The organism is Lysinibacillus sp. G01H, assembly GCF_028872195.1.
GTDB classification, from domain to species: Bacteria; Bacillota; Bacilli; order Bacillales_A; family Planococcaceae; genus Lysinibacillus; species Lysinibacillus capsici.
In genome coordinates, this window is sequence record NZ_CP118397.1 from 4,464,507 (window position 1) to 4,482,507 (window position 18,001).

Annotated in this window: 12 protein-coding genes, 6 tRNA genes and 3 rRNA genes; 3 read left to right on the plus strand and 18 right to left on the minus strand. The window is 41.7% G+C overall.

Features of this window, described 5'->3' with window-relative positions; all coding sequences use genetic code 11:
* Positions 1-63: 63 nt before the first annotated feature.
* The 12 genes from glmM to PSR12_RS22725 form a co-directional block, all read right to left on the minus strand.
* A complete protein-coding gene (glmM, locus tag PSR12_RS22670; RefSeq protein ID WP_257520801.1) occupies positions 64-1,416 on the minus strand; it encodes a phosphoglucosamine mutase in 1,353 nt (450 codons plus the stop codon).
* 213 nt (positions 1,417-1,629) lie between these two features.
* On the minus strand, positions 1,630-2,706 hold the full coding sequence (locus PSR12_RS22675; RefSeq protein WP_274770628.1) for a CdaR family protein: 1,077 nt from the start codon (positions 2,704-2,706) through the stop codon (positions 1,630-1,632).
* Positions 2,699-3,535, minus strand: coding sequence for a diadenylate cyclase CdaA (gene cdaA, locus PSR12_RS22680; RefSeq protein WP_009370548.1), 837 nt, complete (start codon positions 3,533-3,535; stop codon positions 2,699-2,701). Before cdaA ends, PSR12_RS22675 begins: the two co-directional genes overlap by 8 nt.
* Before the next feature lie 149 nt (positions 3,536-3,684).
* Positions 3,685-4,311 (minus strand): anti-sigma factor family protein, encoded by a 627-nt coding sequence (locus tag PSR12_RS22685; RefSeq protein ID WP_004225400.1) that lies wholly within the window; start codon positions 4,309-4,311, stop codon positions 3,685-3,687.
* A gap of 13 nt (positions 4,312-4,324) precedes the next feature.
* A complete protein-coding gene (gene sigW / locus PSR12_RS22690; RefSeq protein ID WP_004225410.1) occupies positions 4,325-4,888 on the minus strand; it encodes an RNA polymerase sigma factor SigW in 564 nt (187 codons plus the stop codon).
* Between the two features lie 133 nt (positions 4,889-5,021).
* Positions 5,022-5,927 carry an arginase gene (rocF, locus tag PSR12_RS22695; protein WP_004225412.1) on the minus strand — a complete coding sequence of 302 codons (906 nt, stop codon included), beginning with the start codon at positions 5,925-5,927 and terminating at the stop codon, positions 5,022-5,024.
* Between the two features lie 185 nt (positions 5,928-6,112).
* Positions 6,113-6,185: transfer RNA gene (locus PSR12_RS22700), tRNA-Lys, on the minus strand.
* A gap of 13 nt (positions 6,186-6,198) precedes the next feature.
* A tRNA-Gln gene (locus PSR12_RS22705) sits at positions 6,199-6,273 on the minus strand.
* 14 nt (positions 6,274-6,287) lie between these two features.
* Positions 6,288-6,371 (minus strand) — tRNA-Tyr (locus PSR12_RS22710).
* An 18-nt stretch (positions 6,372-6,389) separates the two neighbouring features.
* A tRNA-Val gene (locus PSR12_RS22715) sits at positions 6,390-6,465 on the minus strand.
* A gap of 55 nt (positions 6,466-6,520) precedes the next feature.
* Positions 6,521-6,595: transfer RNA gene (locus PSR12_RS22720), tRNA-Glu, on the minus strand.
* A 113-nt stretch (positions 6,596-6,708) separates the two neighbouring features.
* A tRNA-Asn gene (locus tag PSR12_RS22725) sits at positions 6,709-6,785 on the minus strand.
* A gap of 268 nt (positions 6,786-7,053) precedes the next feature.
* Between PSR12_RS22725 and mbcS the strand changes: the two genes are divergently transcribed.
* Positions 7,054-8,640, plus strand: a complete 1,587-nt coding sequence (mbcS, locus tag PSR12_RS22730) for an acyl-CoA synthetase MbcS (protein WP_274770633.1) — start codon at positions 7,054-7,056, stop codon at positions 8,638-8,640.
* Positions 8,641-8,762: 122 nt separating this feature from the next.
* Here the strand turns inward: mbcS and rrf are convergent.
* The 3 genes from rrf to PSR12_RS22745 all read right to left on the minus strand — a co-directional run bounded on the left by rrf (position 8,763) and on the right by PSR12_RS22745 (position 13,650).
* Positions 8,763-8,878, minus strand: a 5S ribosomal RNA gene (rrf, locus tag PSR12_RS22735).
* A 111-nt stretch (positions 8,879-8,989) separates the two neighbouring features.
* A 23S ribosomal RNA gene (locus PSR12_RS22740) occupies positions 8,990-11,917 on the minus strand.
* 181 nt (positions 11,918-12,098) lie between these two features.
* Positions 12,099-13,650: ribosomal RNA gene (locus PSR12_RS22745) — 16S ribosomal RNA — on the minus strand.
* Together the 16S, 23S and 5S rRNA genes form the textbook arrangement of a ribosomal RNA operon.
* Before the next feature lie 268 nt (positions 13,651-13,918).
* On the opposite strand from PSR12_RS22745, the gene PSR12_RS22750 reads away from it, so the two are divergent.
* A complete protein-coding gene (locus tag PSR12_RS22750) occupies positions 13,919-14,575 on the plus strand; it encodes a hypothetical protein (protein ID WP_274770635.1) in 657 nt (218 codons plus the stop codon).
* 36 nt (positions 14,576-14,611) lie between these two features.
* Here PSR12_RS22750 and PSR12_RS22755 read toward each other — a convergent pair whose 3' ends face one another.
* Positions 14,612-15,286 (minus strand): KinB-signaling pathway activation protein, encoded by a 675-nt coding sequence (locus PSR12_RS22755; RefSeq protein ID WP_009374014.1) that lies wholly within the window; start codon positions 15,284-15,286, stop codon positions 14,612-14,614.
* 151 nt (positions 15,287-15,437) lie between these two features.
* On the opposite strand from PSR12_RS22755, the gene gerD reads away from it, so the two are divergent.
* Entirely contained in the window at positions 15,438-16,046 is a 609-nt protein-coding gene (gene gerD / locus PSR12_RS22760) for a spore germination lipoprotein GerD (protein ID WP_004233763.1), read from the plus strand.
* Positions 16,047-16,102: 56 nt separating this feature from the next.
* On the opposite strand, the gene PSR12_RS22765 is transcribed toward gerD, so the two are convergent.
* On the minus strand, positions 16,103-17,158 hold the full coding sequence (locus tag PSR12_RS22765) for a P-loop NTPase (protein ID WP_004233758.1): 1,056 nt from the start codon (positions 17,156-17,158) through the stop codon (positions 16,103-16,105).
* Between the two features lie 72 nt (positions 17,159-17,230).
* Positions 17,231-17,944, minus strand: a complete 714-nt coding sequence (locus PSR12_RS22770; RefSeq protein ID WP_004233756.1) for an N-acetylmuramoyl-L-alanine amidase — start codon at positions 17,942-17,944, stop codon at positions 17,231-17,233.
* Positions 17,945-18,001: the final 57 nt, after the last annotated feature.

The window sequence follows — 18,001 nt, forward strand, 5'->3', positions numbered from 1 at the left end:
CATTCCTTTCAAATAAGTAAACCCGATTTCCTGTTTACGGAAATCGGGTTTACACTATATTTCTTATTCTGTTAGGCCCATTTCTACACGTACAACATCTGCAATACGCTCGACAAAACGCTCGCAATCCGTTTCTGTTGCTGCTTCCACCATGACACGTACTAATGGCTCTGTACCTGAAGGACGTACTAAAACACGACCATTTCCAGCCATTTCAGCTTCTACCTCTGCAATTACTGTAGCTACTTTTGCATTATCGGTCACAGCATGCTTATCTGTTACACGCACATTGACAAGACGCTGAGGATAGATTTTCATTTCAGCTGCTAGTTCTGAAAGCTTTTTACCCGTCGCCTTCATAATGTTGACAAGCTGAATTCCTGTCAGTAAGCCATCACCTGTTGTATTAAAATCTAGAAAGACGATATGCCCTGATTGCTCGCCACCTAAATTGTATTCATTCGCACGCATTTCTTCCACAACATAACGATCACCTACAGCTGTTTGTACACTTTGCATACCATTGTCAGCCACAGCTTTATAGAAGCCCATATTGCTCATTACTGTTGAAACAATTGTTTGCTTCTTCAAACGCCCTACCGCATTTAAATGCTTACCAATGATAAACATAATTTGGTCACCGTCAACAATTTTTCCGTTTTCATCTACAGCAATTAAACGGTCTCCATCACCATCAAAAGCTAAACCAACATCTGCACCTTTTTCAGTAACAAATTTAGCTAGTCCTTCTGGATGTGTTGAGCCTACACCATCATTGATATTTAAGCCAGTTGGAGAAGCACCCATTGTAGAAATGTCAGCTTCTAAATCAGCAAATAAATGTGTAGCTAAAGATGAAGTTGCACCATGTGCACAATCAAGCGCTACATGGATACCATCAAATTCTTCATCCACTGTTTGCTTTAAGTATTGAATATATTTTTGACCACCTTCGAAATAGTCACTTACAGATCCTAAATCTGCTCCTATAGGACGTGGTAATGTATCCTCTTGCGCATCAATTAACTCTTCAATTTCCGCTTCCTGTGCATCTGTTAGCTTAAAGCCATCAGGACCGAAGAATTTAATACCGTTATCTGCAACTGGGTTATGTGAAGCTGAAATCATGACGCCTGCATCTGCGCTCATAATTCGAGTAAGGTATGCCACACCTGGTGTTGAAATAATACCAAGACGCATTACCTCTACCCCAATTGATAAAAGACCAGCCACAAGTGCACCTTCAAGCATCTCACCTGAAATACGTGTGTCACGACCAATTAAAACCTTTGGACGGTCAGTTGCATCTTTTGTTAAAACATAGCCACCTATACGACCAAGTTTAAATGCAAATTCTGGTGTTAATTCACTATTCGCGACGCCACGGACGCCATCTGTTCCAAAATATTTACCCATTCTACTTATTCTCTCCTTCAATGCAAGACAGTGCCTAGTGAGTTTCTATCAAACATTAGACACTTGTCCGCTTACTTTTGGAAAAGTCTGCTTTTGTTCATTCATTGGTAATTATTAATATTCCACTCTGCCAGTTTGTTTGATGGAACCTGAATTACAAACCTGATTGGATTTTTGATTTAGAATCAAAATAAAATTATAGTCACATATTGTTTAAGAATCAATATCTTCCGATTCCTCAGTTGACGTATTTTTATCAGTTGTAGTACTCTCATCTGTCACATCAGGTTCTTCAGTTGGAGGTGGCGTTTCCTCTGTAGAAGCTGGTGTTTTCTGCTGTTCTTCTTGTTCAACCTTTGTAATATCTGCCTTCACTTTTATTTTCTTGTCAGATATTTTTGTCACACCATCTGGTAATTTTACATCAAATTCATAAGTTTTGGACTCAGTAATTTTTGACAGGTCAACTGTTATTGGAATGGATGTTAAACTGTCAATAATTGATTTTCTACCATACACTTTGATCATTTTCGGTGTAAATGTTAATGAGTTAATGGTAATGTCTTCGGCAGCTTGCCCTGTTTCCTTAAGGACAACTGGGATCTCTCGACTATACTCCGCTATATCTACTTGAACTTTCACAATTTCAGGTTCAATAGTTACATCTAACTTATTTAAATCTCTATCTAATACTTTTACAGCTGCTTCCTGTGTGAATGATTGCTTCAAGCCTTGCTCACCTGTAACAGTTGCTTTTACATAACTAATGCTTTCAATAGCACTTTTTGCACCTGTTACATAAACAGTTGGCGGGTTGGCCGTCATTTCTTTTAAGATAAAACCTTCTTCGATTAAACGTTTGTTCATTTCAGGGTCCACTCGGAACTCCTGTGTGACCTTTTCCTCAATATTCACATGAACAGTTTCAGGGTCTAATGTCACCTTTAACTTCTCTGAAATATTTTCGTATTGCAGTTTTACATCATGCTCTCCCAGCAATAAATTGCTCAAATCCGCGAATATTGAAAAATCCTTAGCTCCCTTTGCTTTTAAAACCAATGCCATCGGACCTTCTATCGTTACATCCACAGTTTCAGGTAAACCTGTCACAATAAGATTCTCATTATCGTAATAAACATCCACTGGAACATCACGAATAACATCCGTTTGTTCATTTGAGGTAGCCTTATTTAAAGGTGACAACTCGGTACGCACTGAGAAAAAAAGCAAAAACGCTAAAAATAGCGCGATGATTCTAAGTACCCAAGGGCTATCCATCATTTTATCCATTCTTTTTCCCCCTCCAAGTCAACTTAGAGGATGCATTTGATTCTTGAACTGATCCGAACCACATTTTTCGTAATAATGTTTCGAACTCCTCTAGAGAAAGATTTCGATGGAGATTACCATTTAATGTTATACTAATTGCGCCTGTTTCTTCTGAAACAACAATTGTAATAGCATCTGTAACTTCACTTAAGCCAAGAGCAGCACGGTGGCGTGTCCCTAACTCTTTTGAAATAAATGGGCTTTCAGATAAAGGTAAATAACAAGCCGCTGCCGTCACTTTATCTTTTTGCATAATAACAGCCCCATCATGTAGCGGGGTATTTGGTATAAAGATATTAATCAGTAATTCTGATGAAATTTCAGCATTTAGCCCTATACCCGTTTCAATATATTCATTAAGGCCTGTTTCTTTTTCAATAGAAATTAACGCACCTATTCGACGTTTAGCCATATAACTTACAGACTTCTTCATTGCCTCAATAAGTCTTGTTTGTTCTTCTTCCTCTTGACTAGATGAGCGTTGGAATAGCTTTCCTCGTCCAATTTGTTCTAAACCGCGTCTGATTTCAGGTTGGAAAATAATAATAATCGCTAGGAAACCAAACTCAATAACTTGTTGTAGCATCCAGCCAAGTGTTTGTAACCCTAAAAGGTCTGTTGCAATTCGTGCAATAATAATGACGAATATTCCCTTAAGTAATTGGACAGCCTTCGTACCTTTAATGAGGGTTAAGACTTTATAAACAACGTACCAAACGAGCAGTACATCAATGAAGTTAATAACAATATTCACAGGCGTTAAATCCGTGAAATGTTCGATAATTTGCACGTGGCATCCCCCACTTTTCATTACGAATCCATACACATTCAAGTATATCACATTCTTATCAAATGTAACTTTTTTCAAATAAAAAGTCTACTCAGAAGAGTAGACCTTTCAGCCTCTCACGTGCACTATTTTTTAGGACGTATAGAGTGTTATTTAGTTTCTTCTTTTTCCTCAAATGTCATGGCTGTCTTAACAGAATTTTTAATTGTATACCATAACCATTCAAATACTTCGTCAATTTCTTCGATTCTCCCTGAAACTACCGCTGAAGATGCCATATATTGCCCGTTGATTACTGTGACGTTGCCATCAACTTCACCTTCAACAATCAAATCGCCATTTTTTACAACAATATCGCCTTTTACCACTTCTCCTTCAGGGACAATCACTGTTTGACCATCCACAACTAAATTAGGTTGTTTGGTTACTGAGAAATGCTGGTCATCCATGAAGCTACCCAATAATGTAGCACTCATGAATAGGCAAAATACTGCTGCTGCCACAAAGAAAGGATGCCGGCGAATCCATTTTTGTATACCTACTCGACTTTTTGGTTTTGGTAAACGAGCCATAACTGCTGCTTCAAAACCCGGAGGCGCTGTAATATGGGAAGCACTCTTCACAAAGGCGATTGTTTCACTCAATTCTTGCATCAACTGTTTACAATCATTACATGTATGCAAGTGTTGTTTCAACTCTTGCTCATGCTCACGACTAATGTCACCGTCTAAATAATCATGCATATAGTCTATAATATGCTCTGGACAAGTATTCATGACGCTCCCCCTCCTACAGATTGTTTAATTGCTTACGTAATGCCTCACGTCCGCGGTGAATCCTCGTTTTCACCGTTCCAAGCGGCATATCTAAAATCTCGCTAATCTCTTGTAACGATAACTCTTCTATATATTTCAATACTATAACCGAACGGTATTTATCCGGCAATCGTCCAATTTCATATTGAATGCGATCTTGCAGCTCCATTTGTTCTAACTGCTCCTCTGGTAGCTGGTCGTCTGCTGCGATTTGCGAGTACATATCAAGCCCCTCTGTACCAGCTACTTCTGCATCTAAATAATAATCCGGTTTCTTTTTTCGAATACGGTCAATGCAGAGGTTTGTCGCTATGCGATAAAGCCACGTCGAAAACTTTCTTTTCTGATCAAATGTATGCAAGTTCATATAAGCTCGCACAAAAGCCTCTTGAGCAATGTCTTCAGACTCTTGTTTGTTGCCTAACATTCGATAGCATACTTGGTACAGTTTGTGCTGATAGAGACTCACAATATCGGCAAATGCGTTTTGATCGCCTTTAAGCACTTGTTTTATTCTCTTATTTACTAACGCATCCATTGTGTTGACTTCTCCACCTTTACAACTGTCTTATACTATACGAAGCACCGATAAGAAAAGTTTCGTTTTAATTCAATTATAGCAAAAGATTTTTATGCAATGTGGCAACAGGCAATTTTTTGTCAAATTTTCTTTAAACTAGTGTTTCGCCAAATAAAGATCCCATTAATGCAACAGCCACATTTGCTGTTGTATTCTTTTCATCTAATATAGGATTTACCTCTACAAACTCTGCTGAAGTTACCATGCCTGATTCTTGTAACATTTCCATTGCTAAATGGCTTTCTCGGTACGTAATTCCGCCTGGAACTGGTGTACCCACACCTGGCGTATAAAGTGGATCTAATCCGTCTAAATCAAGTGATAAATGTAAGCCATCAACATTTCGTTCCTTTAAATAAGCAAGTGCATCTTCCATTACACGTGTCATGCCAAGTCGGTCAATTTCATGCATTGTATATACTTTAATTCCTTGTTGACGAATCAATTCACGCTCTCCCGGGTCTACTGAACGAGCTCCAATAATAATCACGTTTTCAGGCTTAATTTTTGGAGCATAGTTGCGAATTTGCACTAAACGTTCATGTCCTAGCCCAATACTAACGGCTAACGGCATCCCATGTATATTGCCTGAAGGTGTTGTTTCAGGTGTATTTAAATCTGCATGAGCGTCATACCAGATAACACCGAGATTTTTGTAATGCTCACCTAATCCAGCTAATGTTCCAATAGCAATGCTATGGTCTCCACCAAATACGAGTGGGAATTTCTTTTGTTCCACTACTTCATGCACACTATTTGCTAATGCAGTACTAACATCTACAACTTCCTCTAAATTTAATAATTTTTCATCCACAGCTCCGTCAGCAAGCTTTTGACTGACACGAATATCCCCTTGATCCTGAACATCGTGTCCGATAGCCTCTAAACGTTCAACAATACCTGCATATCGAATAGCACTTGGTCCCATATCTACACCACGGCGTGTTTGTCCGTAATCTGTTGGTACTCCAATAATAGAAATATTAAGTTTATTCATGTTTTTATACCCCCTAAAAGTTATAAGATTATTGTAAAGCCTACATACCACTTGGCTCAACTCGACAAAAACTTGCATATTTATTCATATTTAAATAACATAAAAAAATCTCCTACTGTTTTCAGCAAGAGATTAGTTATCTGTAGTTAATATAACACTTTTAAATAATTTTCATTCTAAAAAAGTGAGCCATGAAGGACTCGAACCTTCGACCCTCTGATTAAAAGTCAGATGCTCTACCAACTGAGCTAATGGCTCATAAAAGAAAAAATGGCTGGGGTACTAGGATTCGAACCTAGGCATGACGGAATCAAAATCCGTTGCCTTACCGCTTGGCTATACCCCAATCATTTATAAAACTGGTGGAGGGGGACGGATTCGAACCGCCGAACCCTAAGGAGCGGATTTACAGTCCGCCGCGTTTAGCCACTTCGCTACCCCTCCGAAATAACACAATAAGAATGGTGGAGGATGACGGGCTCGAACCGCCGACCCTCTGCTTGTAAGGCAGATGCTCTCCCAGCTGAGCTAATCCTCCATATAAACAGGTGTTATATCACAGTTTATTTTCTTTATAAAGCCTATGTTTTAAATGGTGACCCCTACGGGATTCGAACCCGTGTTACCGCCGTGAAAGGGCGGTGTCTTAACCACTTGACCAAGGGGCCAATATTACGTCTTAAACAAGACAAGAATTATAATAACATTTTTAATTAATAATTGCAATGCTTTTTCACAAATTATTTTATGTATTATAGCCTATGAAAAAAGGACAAAAAAATGGCTCCGAAGGCAGGACTCGAACCTGCGACAACCTGATTAACAGTCAGGTGCTACTACCAACTGAGCTACTTCGGAACAATGCTATTCACTTTGTTTTAGACAACCTCTTAAGTACATTTATTATTATAGCAAGCATTATAAATAATGCAACACATTTTGTTAAAATTTTTATATTTTTTGTCGAAGACTGCTCCTATATTCGTCTGAAAGCATAATAGTTCTCTATTAATTCTAATATTTCTATTTAACGTACTAAATATTCTTGCTGTATATTATTGTAATTGTTAAAATAAAAATAGTTTTATGAATTTTCTATCAAATTGTCTGGGGGAGGATGTTCAATATGGTATCAAATGATTTAATTGCACCTGAATTTTATAACATCACAGAGGAATTAGAAAAATTTTCGCAAGATAGTGATCGACAAGCAATACGTTGGTTAAATACACAACAAGAGAGACGTACAGTTTCTTATGTCGAGCTTAACCAAAAAATGAATCAGTACGCAAACGCTTTTACGGAGAAGGGGCTTCAAAAAGGTGATCGTGTATTAGTTATTATTCCTCGACTTCCTGAAGCCTATTTCGTTTTTCTAGGTTGCTTAAAGGCTGGTATCGTACCTATTTCATGTTCAGAGATGCTACGTGCAAGCGATTTAGAATATCGGATGGAACATTCTTCTGCTAGTGCAGTTATTGCTTATGAGGCTTTTACTAGTGAAGTTGATCAAATAACTTCTTCTGTATACGCATTGAAAAATAAACTAGTGATCGGTGCTGCGAAAGGAGATTGGACTTCTTTAGATGAATTAGCAAGCAAGCAGCCAGCTACATTTACAACTGTAGCTACTACACGTGATGACATGGCATTCCTTTCTTATACATCTGGTACAACTGGTAAACCTAAAGGCGTTGTTCATTCACATGGCTGGGGATATGCACATATTAGAACTGCAGCTTCAAAATGGCTTTGTGTACGTGAAGGGGACCTCGTGTGGGCAACAGCTGCTCCTGGTTGGCAAAAGTGGATATGGAGTCCTTTTTTATCAACAATCATGCTCGGCGCTACTGCTTTTGTCTATCATGGTGGATTCGATGCAAAAACCTATCTTCAATTAATGCAGGATGAAAAAGTTAATGTTCTATGTTGTACACCGACAGAATACCGGATTATGGCGAAAATCGATAATTTACAAGACTACAATCTATCATCTCTACGAAGTGCCGTTTCTGCAGGTGAACCTTTAAATCGTCCAGTTATCGAAACATTTATGAATCATTTTGGACTAAAAGTACGTGACGGCTATGGACAAACAGAAAACACATTATTAATTGGTACACTCGAAAACACAGAATTACGTCCTGGTTCTATGGGTGTTCCAACTCCAGGTAATATTGTACGTATTATCGACAATGAAGGGAATGAAGCACCAGTTGGCGAAGTTGGTGATATTGCTGTTCACAAATCTTCACCAGCTTTATTTAAAGAATATTATAAAGAACCAGAGCGCACACAAGCTGCATTTCGTGGGGATTGGTATATTACAGGTGATCAAGCAAAATGTGATGAAGACGGTTACTTCTGGTTTGAAGGTCGTGGGGATGACATTATTATTTCATCTGGTTATACGATCGGACCATTTGAAGTTGAAGATGCATTAAACAAACATGAAGCTGTACAAGAATGTGCAGTTGTAGCTGCGCCAGATGAAATTAGGGGGCATATTGTAAAGGCATTTGTTATCTTAAGAGAAGGTTTCAAAGAATGCAATGAAGAGGAGTTAACAAAGGAGCTACAGGAGCATGTTAAAGCGTTAACAGCCCCTTATAAATACCCTCGTAGTATCGTTTTTATTGATGAGTTACCAAAAACGACATCAGGGAAAATTCGTCGTATTGAACTTCGAGCTACTACAGTTCATACACACTAAGTTAAGTATCTAAAAAAAGAAGGCATCCATTGAGGATACCTTCTTTTATGTATTTATGAATAAAAAATAGTCGGCTCAAATAAAAAAAGCCACTACTGAGTGTATCAGCAGCGACTTTTTGCGCCTAGCAACGTCCTACTCTCACAGGGGGAAGCCCCCAACTACCATCGGCGCTAAAGAACTTAACTTCCGTGTTCGGTATGGGAACGGGTGTGACCTCTTTGCCATCATCACTAGACTATGGTCGACCTTCCATACACGGCGTATTGCTGTGTCTAGAAGCTCTCTTTTTAGAAAGATTTGCTCTTTCAAAACTGGATAAACGGTGCATTGAATGCTTCAAACTTTTTTGGTTAAGTCCTCGATCGATTAGTATTCGTCAGCTCCATGTGTCACCACACTTCCACCTCGAACCTATCTACCTCATCGTCTTTGAGGGATCTTACTTACTTGCGTAATGGGAAATCTCATCTTGAGGGGGGCTTCATGCTTAGATGCTTTCAGCACTTATCCCGTCCACACATAGCTACCCAGCGATGCCTTTGGCAAGACAACTGGTACACCAGCGGTGTGTCCATCCCGGTCCTCTCGTACTAAGGACAGCTCCTCTCAAATTTCCTACGCCCACGACGGATAGGGACCGAACTGTCTCACGACGTTCTGAACCCAGCTCGCGTACCGCTTTAATGGGCGAACAGCCCAACCCTTGGGACCGACTACAGCCCCAGGATGCGATGAGCCGACATCGAGGTGCCAAACCTCCCCGTCGATGTGGACTCTTGGGGGAGATAAGCCTGTTATCCCCGGGGTAGCTTTTATCCGTTGAGCGATGGCCCTTCCATGCGGAACCACCGGATCACTAAGCCCGTCTTTCGACCCTGCTCGACTTGTAGGTCTCGCAGTCAAGCTCCCTTGTGCCTTTACACTCTACGAATGATTTCCAACCATTCTGAGGGAACCTTTGGGCGCCTCCGTTACCTTTTAGGAGGCGACCGCCCCAGTCAAACTGTCCGCCTGACACTGTCTCCTGCCCCGCTAAGGGGCATGGGTTAGAATTTCAATACAACCAGGGTAGTATCCCACCGACGCCTCCTTCGAAGCTGGCGCTCCGAGATCTCTGGCTCCTACCTATCCTGTACAAGTTGTACCAAAATTCAATATCAGGCTACAGTAAAGCTCCACGGGGTCTTTCCGTCCTGTCGCGGGTAACCTGCATCTTCACAGGTACTATAATTTCACCGAGTCTCTCGTTGAGACAGTGCCCAGATCGTTACGCCTTTCGTGCGGGTCGGAACTTACCCGACAAGGAATTTCGCTACCTTAGGACCGTTATAGTTACGGCCGCCGTTTACTGGGGCTTCAATTCGCAGCTTCGCTTGCGCTAACCACTCCTCTTAACCTTCCAGCACCGGGCAGGCGTCAGCCCCTATACGTCACCTTACGGTTTTGCAGAGACCTGTGTTTTTGCTAAACAGTCGCCTGGGCCTATTCACTGCGGCTCTCATGCGCTTGCACGCTCAAGAGCACCCCTTCTCCCGAAGTTACGGGGTCATTTTGCCGAGTTCCTTAACGAGAGTTCTCTCGCACACCTTAGGATTCTCTCCTCGACTACCTGTGTCGGTTTGCGGTACGGGCACCTCTCACCTCGATAGAGGCTTTTCTTGGCAGTGTGAAATCAGGAACTTCGTCCATACGGACTCGCCATCACAGCTCAACGTTACAGTGTGCGGATTTGCCTACACACACGCCTTACTGCTTGGACGCGCACAACCAACGGCGCGCTTACCCTATCCTACTGCGTCCCCCCATTTCTCAAACGGTGAGGAGGTGGTACAGGAATATCAACCTGTTGTCCATCGCCTACGCCTATCGGCCTCGGCTTAGGTCCCGACTAACCCTGAGCGGACGAGCCTTCCTCAGGAAACCTTAGTCATACGGTGGACGGGATTCTCACCCGTCTTTCGCTACTCATACCGGCATTCTCACTTCTAAGCGCTCCACCAGTCCTTCCGGTCTGACTTCAACGCACTTAGAACGCTCTCCTACCACTGACATCGTAGATGTCAATCCACAGCTTCGGTGAATCGTTTAGCCCCGATACATTTTCGGCGCAGCGTCACTCGACCAGTGAGCTATTACGCACTCTTTAAATGATGGCTGCTTCTAAGCCAACATCCTGGTTGTCTGTGCAACGCCACATCCTTTTCCACTTAACGATTACTTTGGGACCTTAGCTGGTGGTCTGGGCTGTTTCCCTTTTGACTACGGATCTTATCACTCGCAGTCTGACTCCCGTGTATAAATATCTGGCATTCGGAGTTTGTCTGAATTCGGTAAACCGGGATGGCCCCCTAGTCCAAACAGTGCTCTACCTCCAGTATTCTCATCACGAGGCTAGCCCTAAAGCTATTTCGGAGAGAACCAGCTATCTCCAAGTTCGATTGGAATTTCTCCGCTACCCACACCTCATCCCCGCACTTTTCAACGTGCGTGGGTTCGGGCCTCCAGTAAGTGTTACCTCACCTTCACCCTGGACATGGGTAGATCACCTGGTTTCGGGTCTACGACCACGTACTATTTCGCCCTATTCAGACTCGCTTTCGCTGCGGCTCCGCCTTCTAAAGCTTAACCTCGCACGTAATCGTAACTCGCCGGTTCATTCTACAAAAGGCACGCTATCACCCATTAACGGGCTCTAACTACTTGTAGGCACACGGTTTCAGGATCTCTTTCACTCCCCTTCCGGGGTGCTTTTCACCTTTCCCTCACGGTACTGGTTCACTATCGGTCACTAGGTAGTATTTAGCCTTGGGAGATGGTCCTCCCGGATTCCGACGGAATTTCACGTGTTCCGCCGTACTCAGGATCCACTCAGGAGAGAACGAACTTTCGACTACAGGGCTTTTACCTGCTCTGGCGGACCTTTCCAAGTCGCTTCATCTAACTCGCTCTTTTGTAACTCCGTATTGAGTGTCCTACAACCCCAAGAGGCAAGCCTCTTGGTTTGGGCTCTTCCCGTTTCGCTCGCCGCTACTCAGGGAATCGATTTTTCTTTCTCTTCCTCCAGGTACTTAGATGTTTCAGTTCCCTGGGTCTGCCTTCAAGACGCTATGTATTCACGTCAAGATACTACGCGATTAAACGTAGTGGGTTCCCCCATTCGGAAATCTCCGGATCAAAGCTCACTTACAGCTCCCCGAAGCATATCGGTGTTAGTGCCGTCCTTCTTCGGCTCCTAGTGCCAAGGCATTCGCCGTGCGCCCTTAATAACTTAACCAAGTTATTAAGCCTATAAAAAACTTAAAAAATAAATGTGTTTGTTACAATTTCAATGTCGTTTTATCCAGTTTTCAAAGAACAAGTTTTGAAGTGTTTCATTCAGATAGAATGAACCTTCAAAACTGAACGCAAAACGTAATCGTACAAACCCAAGGTTTGTATTCCGAAATAATCCTTAGAAAGGAGGTGATCCAGCCGCACCTTCCGATACGGCTACCTTGTTACGACTTCACCCCAATCATCTATCCCACCTTCGGCGGCTGGCTCCAAAAGGTTACCTCACCGACTTCGGGTGTTACAAACTCTCGTGGTGTGACGGGCGGTGTGTACAAGGCCCGGGAACGTATTCACCGCGGCATGCTGATCCGCGATTACTAGCGATTCCGGCTTCATGTAGGCGAGTTGCAGCCTACAATCCGAACTGAGAACGACTTTATCGGATTAGCTCCCTCTCGCGAGTTGGCAACCGTTTGTATCGTCCATTGTAGCACGTGTGTAGCCCAGGTCATAAGGGGCATGATGATTTGACGTCATCCCCACCTTCCTCCGGTTTGTCACCGGCAGTCACCTTAGAGTGCCCAACTAAATGATGGCAACTAAGATCAAGGGTTGCGCTCGTTGCGGGACTTAACCCAACATCTCACGACACGAGCTGACGACAACCATGCACCACCTGTCACCGTTGCCCCCGAAGGGGAAACTATATCTCTACAGTGGTCAACGGGATGTCAAGACCTGGTAAGGTTCTTCGCGTTGCTTCGAATTAAACCACATGCTCCACCGCTTGTGCGGGCCCCCGTCAATTCCTTTGAGTTTCAGTCTTGCGACCGTACTCCCCAGGCGGAGTGCTTAATGCGTTAGCTGCAGCACTAAGGGGCGGAAACCCCCTAACACTTAGCACTCATCGTTTACGGCGTGGACTACCAGGGTATCTAATCCTGTTTGCTCCCCACGCTTTCGCGCCTCAGCGTCAGTTACAGACCAGAAAGTCGCCTTCGCCACTGGTGTTCCTCCAAATCTCTACGCATTTCACCGCTACACTTGGAATTCCACTTTCCTCTTCTGCACTCAAGTCCCCCAGTTTCCAATGACCCTCCACGGTTGAGCCGTGGGCTTTCACATCAGACTTAAAGGACCGCCTGCGCGCGCTTTACGCCCAATAATTCCGGACAACGCTTGCCACCTACGTATTACCGCGGCTGCTGGCACGTAGTTAGCCGTGGCTTTCTAATAAGGTACCGTCAAGGTACAGCCAGTTACTACTGTACTTGTTCTTCCCTTACAACAGAGTTTTACGATCCGAAAACCTTCTTCACTCACGCGGCGTTGCTCCATCAGGCTTTCGCCCATTGTGGAAGATTCCCTACTGCTGCCTCCCGTAGGAGTCTGGGCCGTGTCTCAGTCCCAGTGTGGCCGATCACCCTCTCAGGTCGGCTACGCATCGTCGCCTTGGTGAGCCGTTACCTCACCAACTAGCTAATGCGCCGCGGGCCCATCCTATAGCGACAGCCGAAACCGTCTTTCAGTCTCTCGCCATGAAGCAAGAGAGATTATTCGGTATTAGCCCCGGTTTCCCGGAGTTATCCCAAACTATAGGGTAGGTTGCCCACGTGTTACTCACCCGTCCGCCGCTAACGTCAAAGGAGCAAGCTCCTTTTCTGTTCGCTCGACTTGCATGTATTAGGCACGCCGCCAGCGTTCGTCCTGAGCCAGGATCAAACTCTCCATAAAAGAAATTTGATTAGCTCAAATTGTTTTGCTGGCATCATGTTTGATGTCCAAAATTGTGTTTCGTTCACTAGCTAAACTAGTTACTTAAAACTTTATTGATTACGTTTTGCTTGTTCAGTTTTCAAGGTTCATGTTTCTTTATTTCGTTGTCACCTCTTGGCGACTTATACATAATAACATCGATTATTCATGAAAGTCAACACTAAAACATAAGTTTTTTTAAAGAGATTCATTTTTTATTTTAAATTTTAGAAACGAGGTTATCATTATGGTCCGTAAAACGTTGATTTCACTGCTTTTAATTGTAATGCTCTTTGCCTTTTTAAAGCCTATAAACTCAACGATGATTTCTGTATTTAATATTGGGAATGCACCAGTAGTGGTCACGAAAGGACATTATGGCACATCTCTTATTATAGAGATTTCTTTCTCTGATGACTCTCTATTAGAATGGCTCCAAACTGTGAAGGAGCCTTATCCACTTCTACTTTTAGATGCTGATTGGATAAAACGGTCACCCGATCATTTAAAAATTATCCAACAACGAAAATTGCCTACAGGATTACTTGGGCCAGATGATTCAATAGAAGAACCCGTTGACATTGCGCTCATCCAAAAGGATATTGATACTTACGAAAAATATTTACAAGAAAAACCTTTATGGTTTGCTACCCGAAATCATCAATATTCACAGGATTTACAGAAAACCTTATTCCAACAACAAATGAATTTACTATCGCCTTCGCTTATTTGGCAAGGTGAGAAAACTCCGAAATTACAAAAAGGTGATTTTGTCTTTTTCCCGCTCCATCAAAATAATCAAATATCCTTTAAAGAGCTTAACACTCTCATACAACAACATAAGTTTATGTCGATTGAAGAAAATATATTTGGTTATAAAGTTCAAACTAAAAAAGCGCCATAAAAAAATTGCCTCCACTACAGCGAGGCAATTTTTTCCTTATGCGTTTTTAGCCTGTTCACGACGAGCTTTGCGTCGTGCTTCTAATTTTTGACGATCTTCATCGGATTTTGCATTATATTTAGGTAATACTAATAATTGATACGCATTAACCGCCAATAATGGGAATAATAAGAGCGCAACATACTCATTAATATTTTCATCGCGACCCATCAATGCAATTGTCCACTCCAACGTTGTGATGACAATCATAAAGAATAGTGCCGAAATCATTACATGTTTTTTCCCTGTTAATTTTACTTTTTGAACAGCTGTTGCTATGGCCCCGAAAATGAGGACAATTAATAGTCCTACATAGAACAACCAGCTTTGCCCATCTTTCACACCAGGAATAAAGCGGAAGAAAATTATATCGAAAATCGTTATGGCAATTAATAATAGCTGTACCCAATTCCATAATGTCAGTGTTCTAAAAATATTAACACCTACCTGATGAAGTGTTAAATAAGCAAAAAAGCCAGCTTGCGCTATAACACTCATTGTAAACCCTAAGAAAACCATCCATAAAAGTCCAGCGAAAAACTCACCCCATTGACCGTTTGCTATGTATGGTTGGAAGAATTCCCAGCGAATAAATAAACTAAAAACTCCGTTGACTGCACCACCAACGAGCATTGCAAAGAAGAAAAACTTTGCCCAATTTCGTATCGTCACAACTAAAAGTCCCCCAATTTCTCAATATATCTGTCCTTATTTTATCAATGCCTTGTTAAAAAAGCTATTTCTCATCCTAACGAATACATAAAGTCCTGAGAAATGTGAACAATAATTGAAAGAGTCTATCTAGAGAAAGGACTGATTGTCGATGCGAAAATTCACCTTATTATTGATTCTAATGCTTTTTCTTTCTGCCTGTTCACAAGATAAAACCTCTACCATGTCCTATGATGAAATAAAAAAAATCATGATTGACTCTTTACAAACAGAGGATGGTAAAAAGGCATTGCGACAGCTTTTAGAGGAGCCGAGTTTCCGTGAGCTCTTGATTTTAGAGCATGATGAAGTGAAAAAGGCTACCGAGGAAACTTTACTTTCCAAGGAAGCAGAAGACTTTTGGAAAAAAACCTTTGAAGATCCAAAGTTTAAAGAAACTGTTGCGAAAAGTATGCAAAAACAGCAACAGGATATTATGAAGAACTTAATAAAAGATCCGACTTTCCAAAAGGATATGGAGGCATTTTTCGGGCAACCCGATATGCAAAAGCAGTTGGAGACTATCCTTAAATCATCCAATATGCGCAAGCAAATGGAGGAAGTTGTAAAGGAAACGATCGAAAGCCCTTTAATGCAATCGAAATGGCAGGAACTTATTAAGAAAAGTGGCGAAACCGGTTCATCAGGAAGTGGCGATAAGAAAGAAGCGAGTGGCGATAGTGGTGGCGGATCGGATAAGGGACAAAAAAGTACCGAGTAGCCTTGGTAATGTAAAAACGGATTTCCCCCTAAAATTGGTGGAAATCCGTTTTTTTATTATTTATTTAATTTATCGATGATTTTCGTCGCAATGTCTAAATAAATTTGTCCTGTTGTATGTTTTTCAGCGTATACAGAAGGAGCAAAATCTTCATCTGTCCAATCTGGTTGCCCAAGCGGGATTTGTCCAAGCAACTCTGTACGTAGTTCGTCAGCTAGCTTTGGTCCTCCACCTTGCCCAAAGACAAATTCTCGGTCACCTGATTTAGATTCAAACCAAGCCATGTTTTCGATAACTCCTAAAATTTCATGGTCTGTTTGAAGCGCCATTGCCCCTGCACGAGCTGCAACAAATGCTGCTGTTGGGTGTGGTGTTGTTACCACAATTTCTTTTGATGATGGTAACATTTGATGGATATCTAATGCAACGTCACCTGTGCCAGGAGGTAAATCTAATAATAGATAATCTAATTCACCCCACTCAACATCACGGAAGAATTGATCTAATACTTTACCTAGCATTGGTCCACGCCATACGATCGGTGCATTATTTTCTACAAAGAAGCCCATTGAAATCATTTTTACCCCAAAGCGATCTACTGGGAAAATACGATTATCGACTACCTTAGGCATATCCGTCACACCCATCATATCAGGTACACTAAATCCATAAATATCTGCGTCAATTAAGCCGACTTTCTTTCCTAGACGAGCTAAAGCTACAGCTAAGTTAACTGATACTGTCGATTTACCAACTCCACCTTTACCAGAAGCAATTGAAATTACTTGTACTGTGCTTAATGGAGATAAAATATCTTGTGCTTCCGACTCTGTTGCTGTGCCACGGAAGCTTTGTAATTTCTCTGTAGATAGTTCTTCAAAACGAATACCAACAGTGTTTACACCCGCTTCTTTCAACACCTCAACAACTTTCATTTGTAGTTGTAATTGTTCTGGTGTATTCAGTTTGGCAATGGCAATTTTTACACTGACATGATTTTTTTCTTCTTTTATTGCTACGTTCGTAATACCATCTGTTTCTGCAAGCGATTTATGTAAAAATGGATCTTGTAGTTGTCCCAGTATTTCTCGTACTTGTTGTTCAGTAATCACGACGAACACTCCCCTTATATTGTCTCAATATTAGTATATCATAATGATTTGATTTACGTTGTAGATGTTGCTCTACTCAATTTTGGCTAATAAATAGTCTTCTATACCTTCAACTATGGCATCTGCCATTTTTTCTTGATAGTTTTTGTCCACTAATAATGCTCGTTCCTCATCATTACTAATAAAACCAGTCTCCACTAAAGCTGCAGGTACTTCCGCTTTCTTCAATAAATAGATTTGCTTAATAGACAATGCTTCACGATCTGTATTTTTTAAATTGGTGCGAATGGATTGTTGAATACTCTTGGCAAGAATCTCTCCATCAGCATGTCCTTCCTTATGGTAAAATACCTGTGCGCCACGCCATTTTGTTTCAGGTATGGCATTTGCATGAATAGTTATAAATACATCAGGCTTTTCTTTTTCCACGATATCCTTTCTTAGGAAGATATCTTGTTTTTTCCGTTCTCTCATTGTTCCATATTTTTCTGATGGCGCATGCTCATCGATTACATCCCCATTTTTTGTTCGTGTCATTATAACCGTTGCGCCTTTTTTCTTTAATTGCTTCTCTACATGCTGAGCAATTGCAAGTGTAATATCCTTTTCAATCACTTCGCCCTTTGAAGCTCCTCCATCCTCACCACCATGCCCTGCATCAATGACAATCTTTATGCCACCAAGTGGGTCCGGTAAGAAGAAGTTACGGTCCGAAGCATTTGTTTCATATGCCACGACCACTATACTCATAAGCATAATTACTCCTAGTGCAAGCCAGCGCTTCACCCATATCCACCACCCTTTTACATTTAGTGTACGAAATTAGTGGATGAACTATGCCAG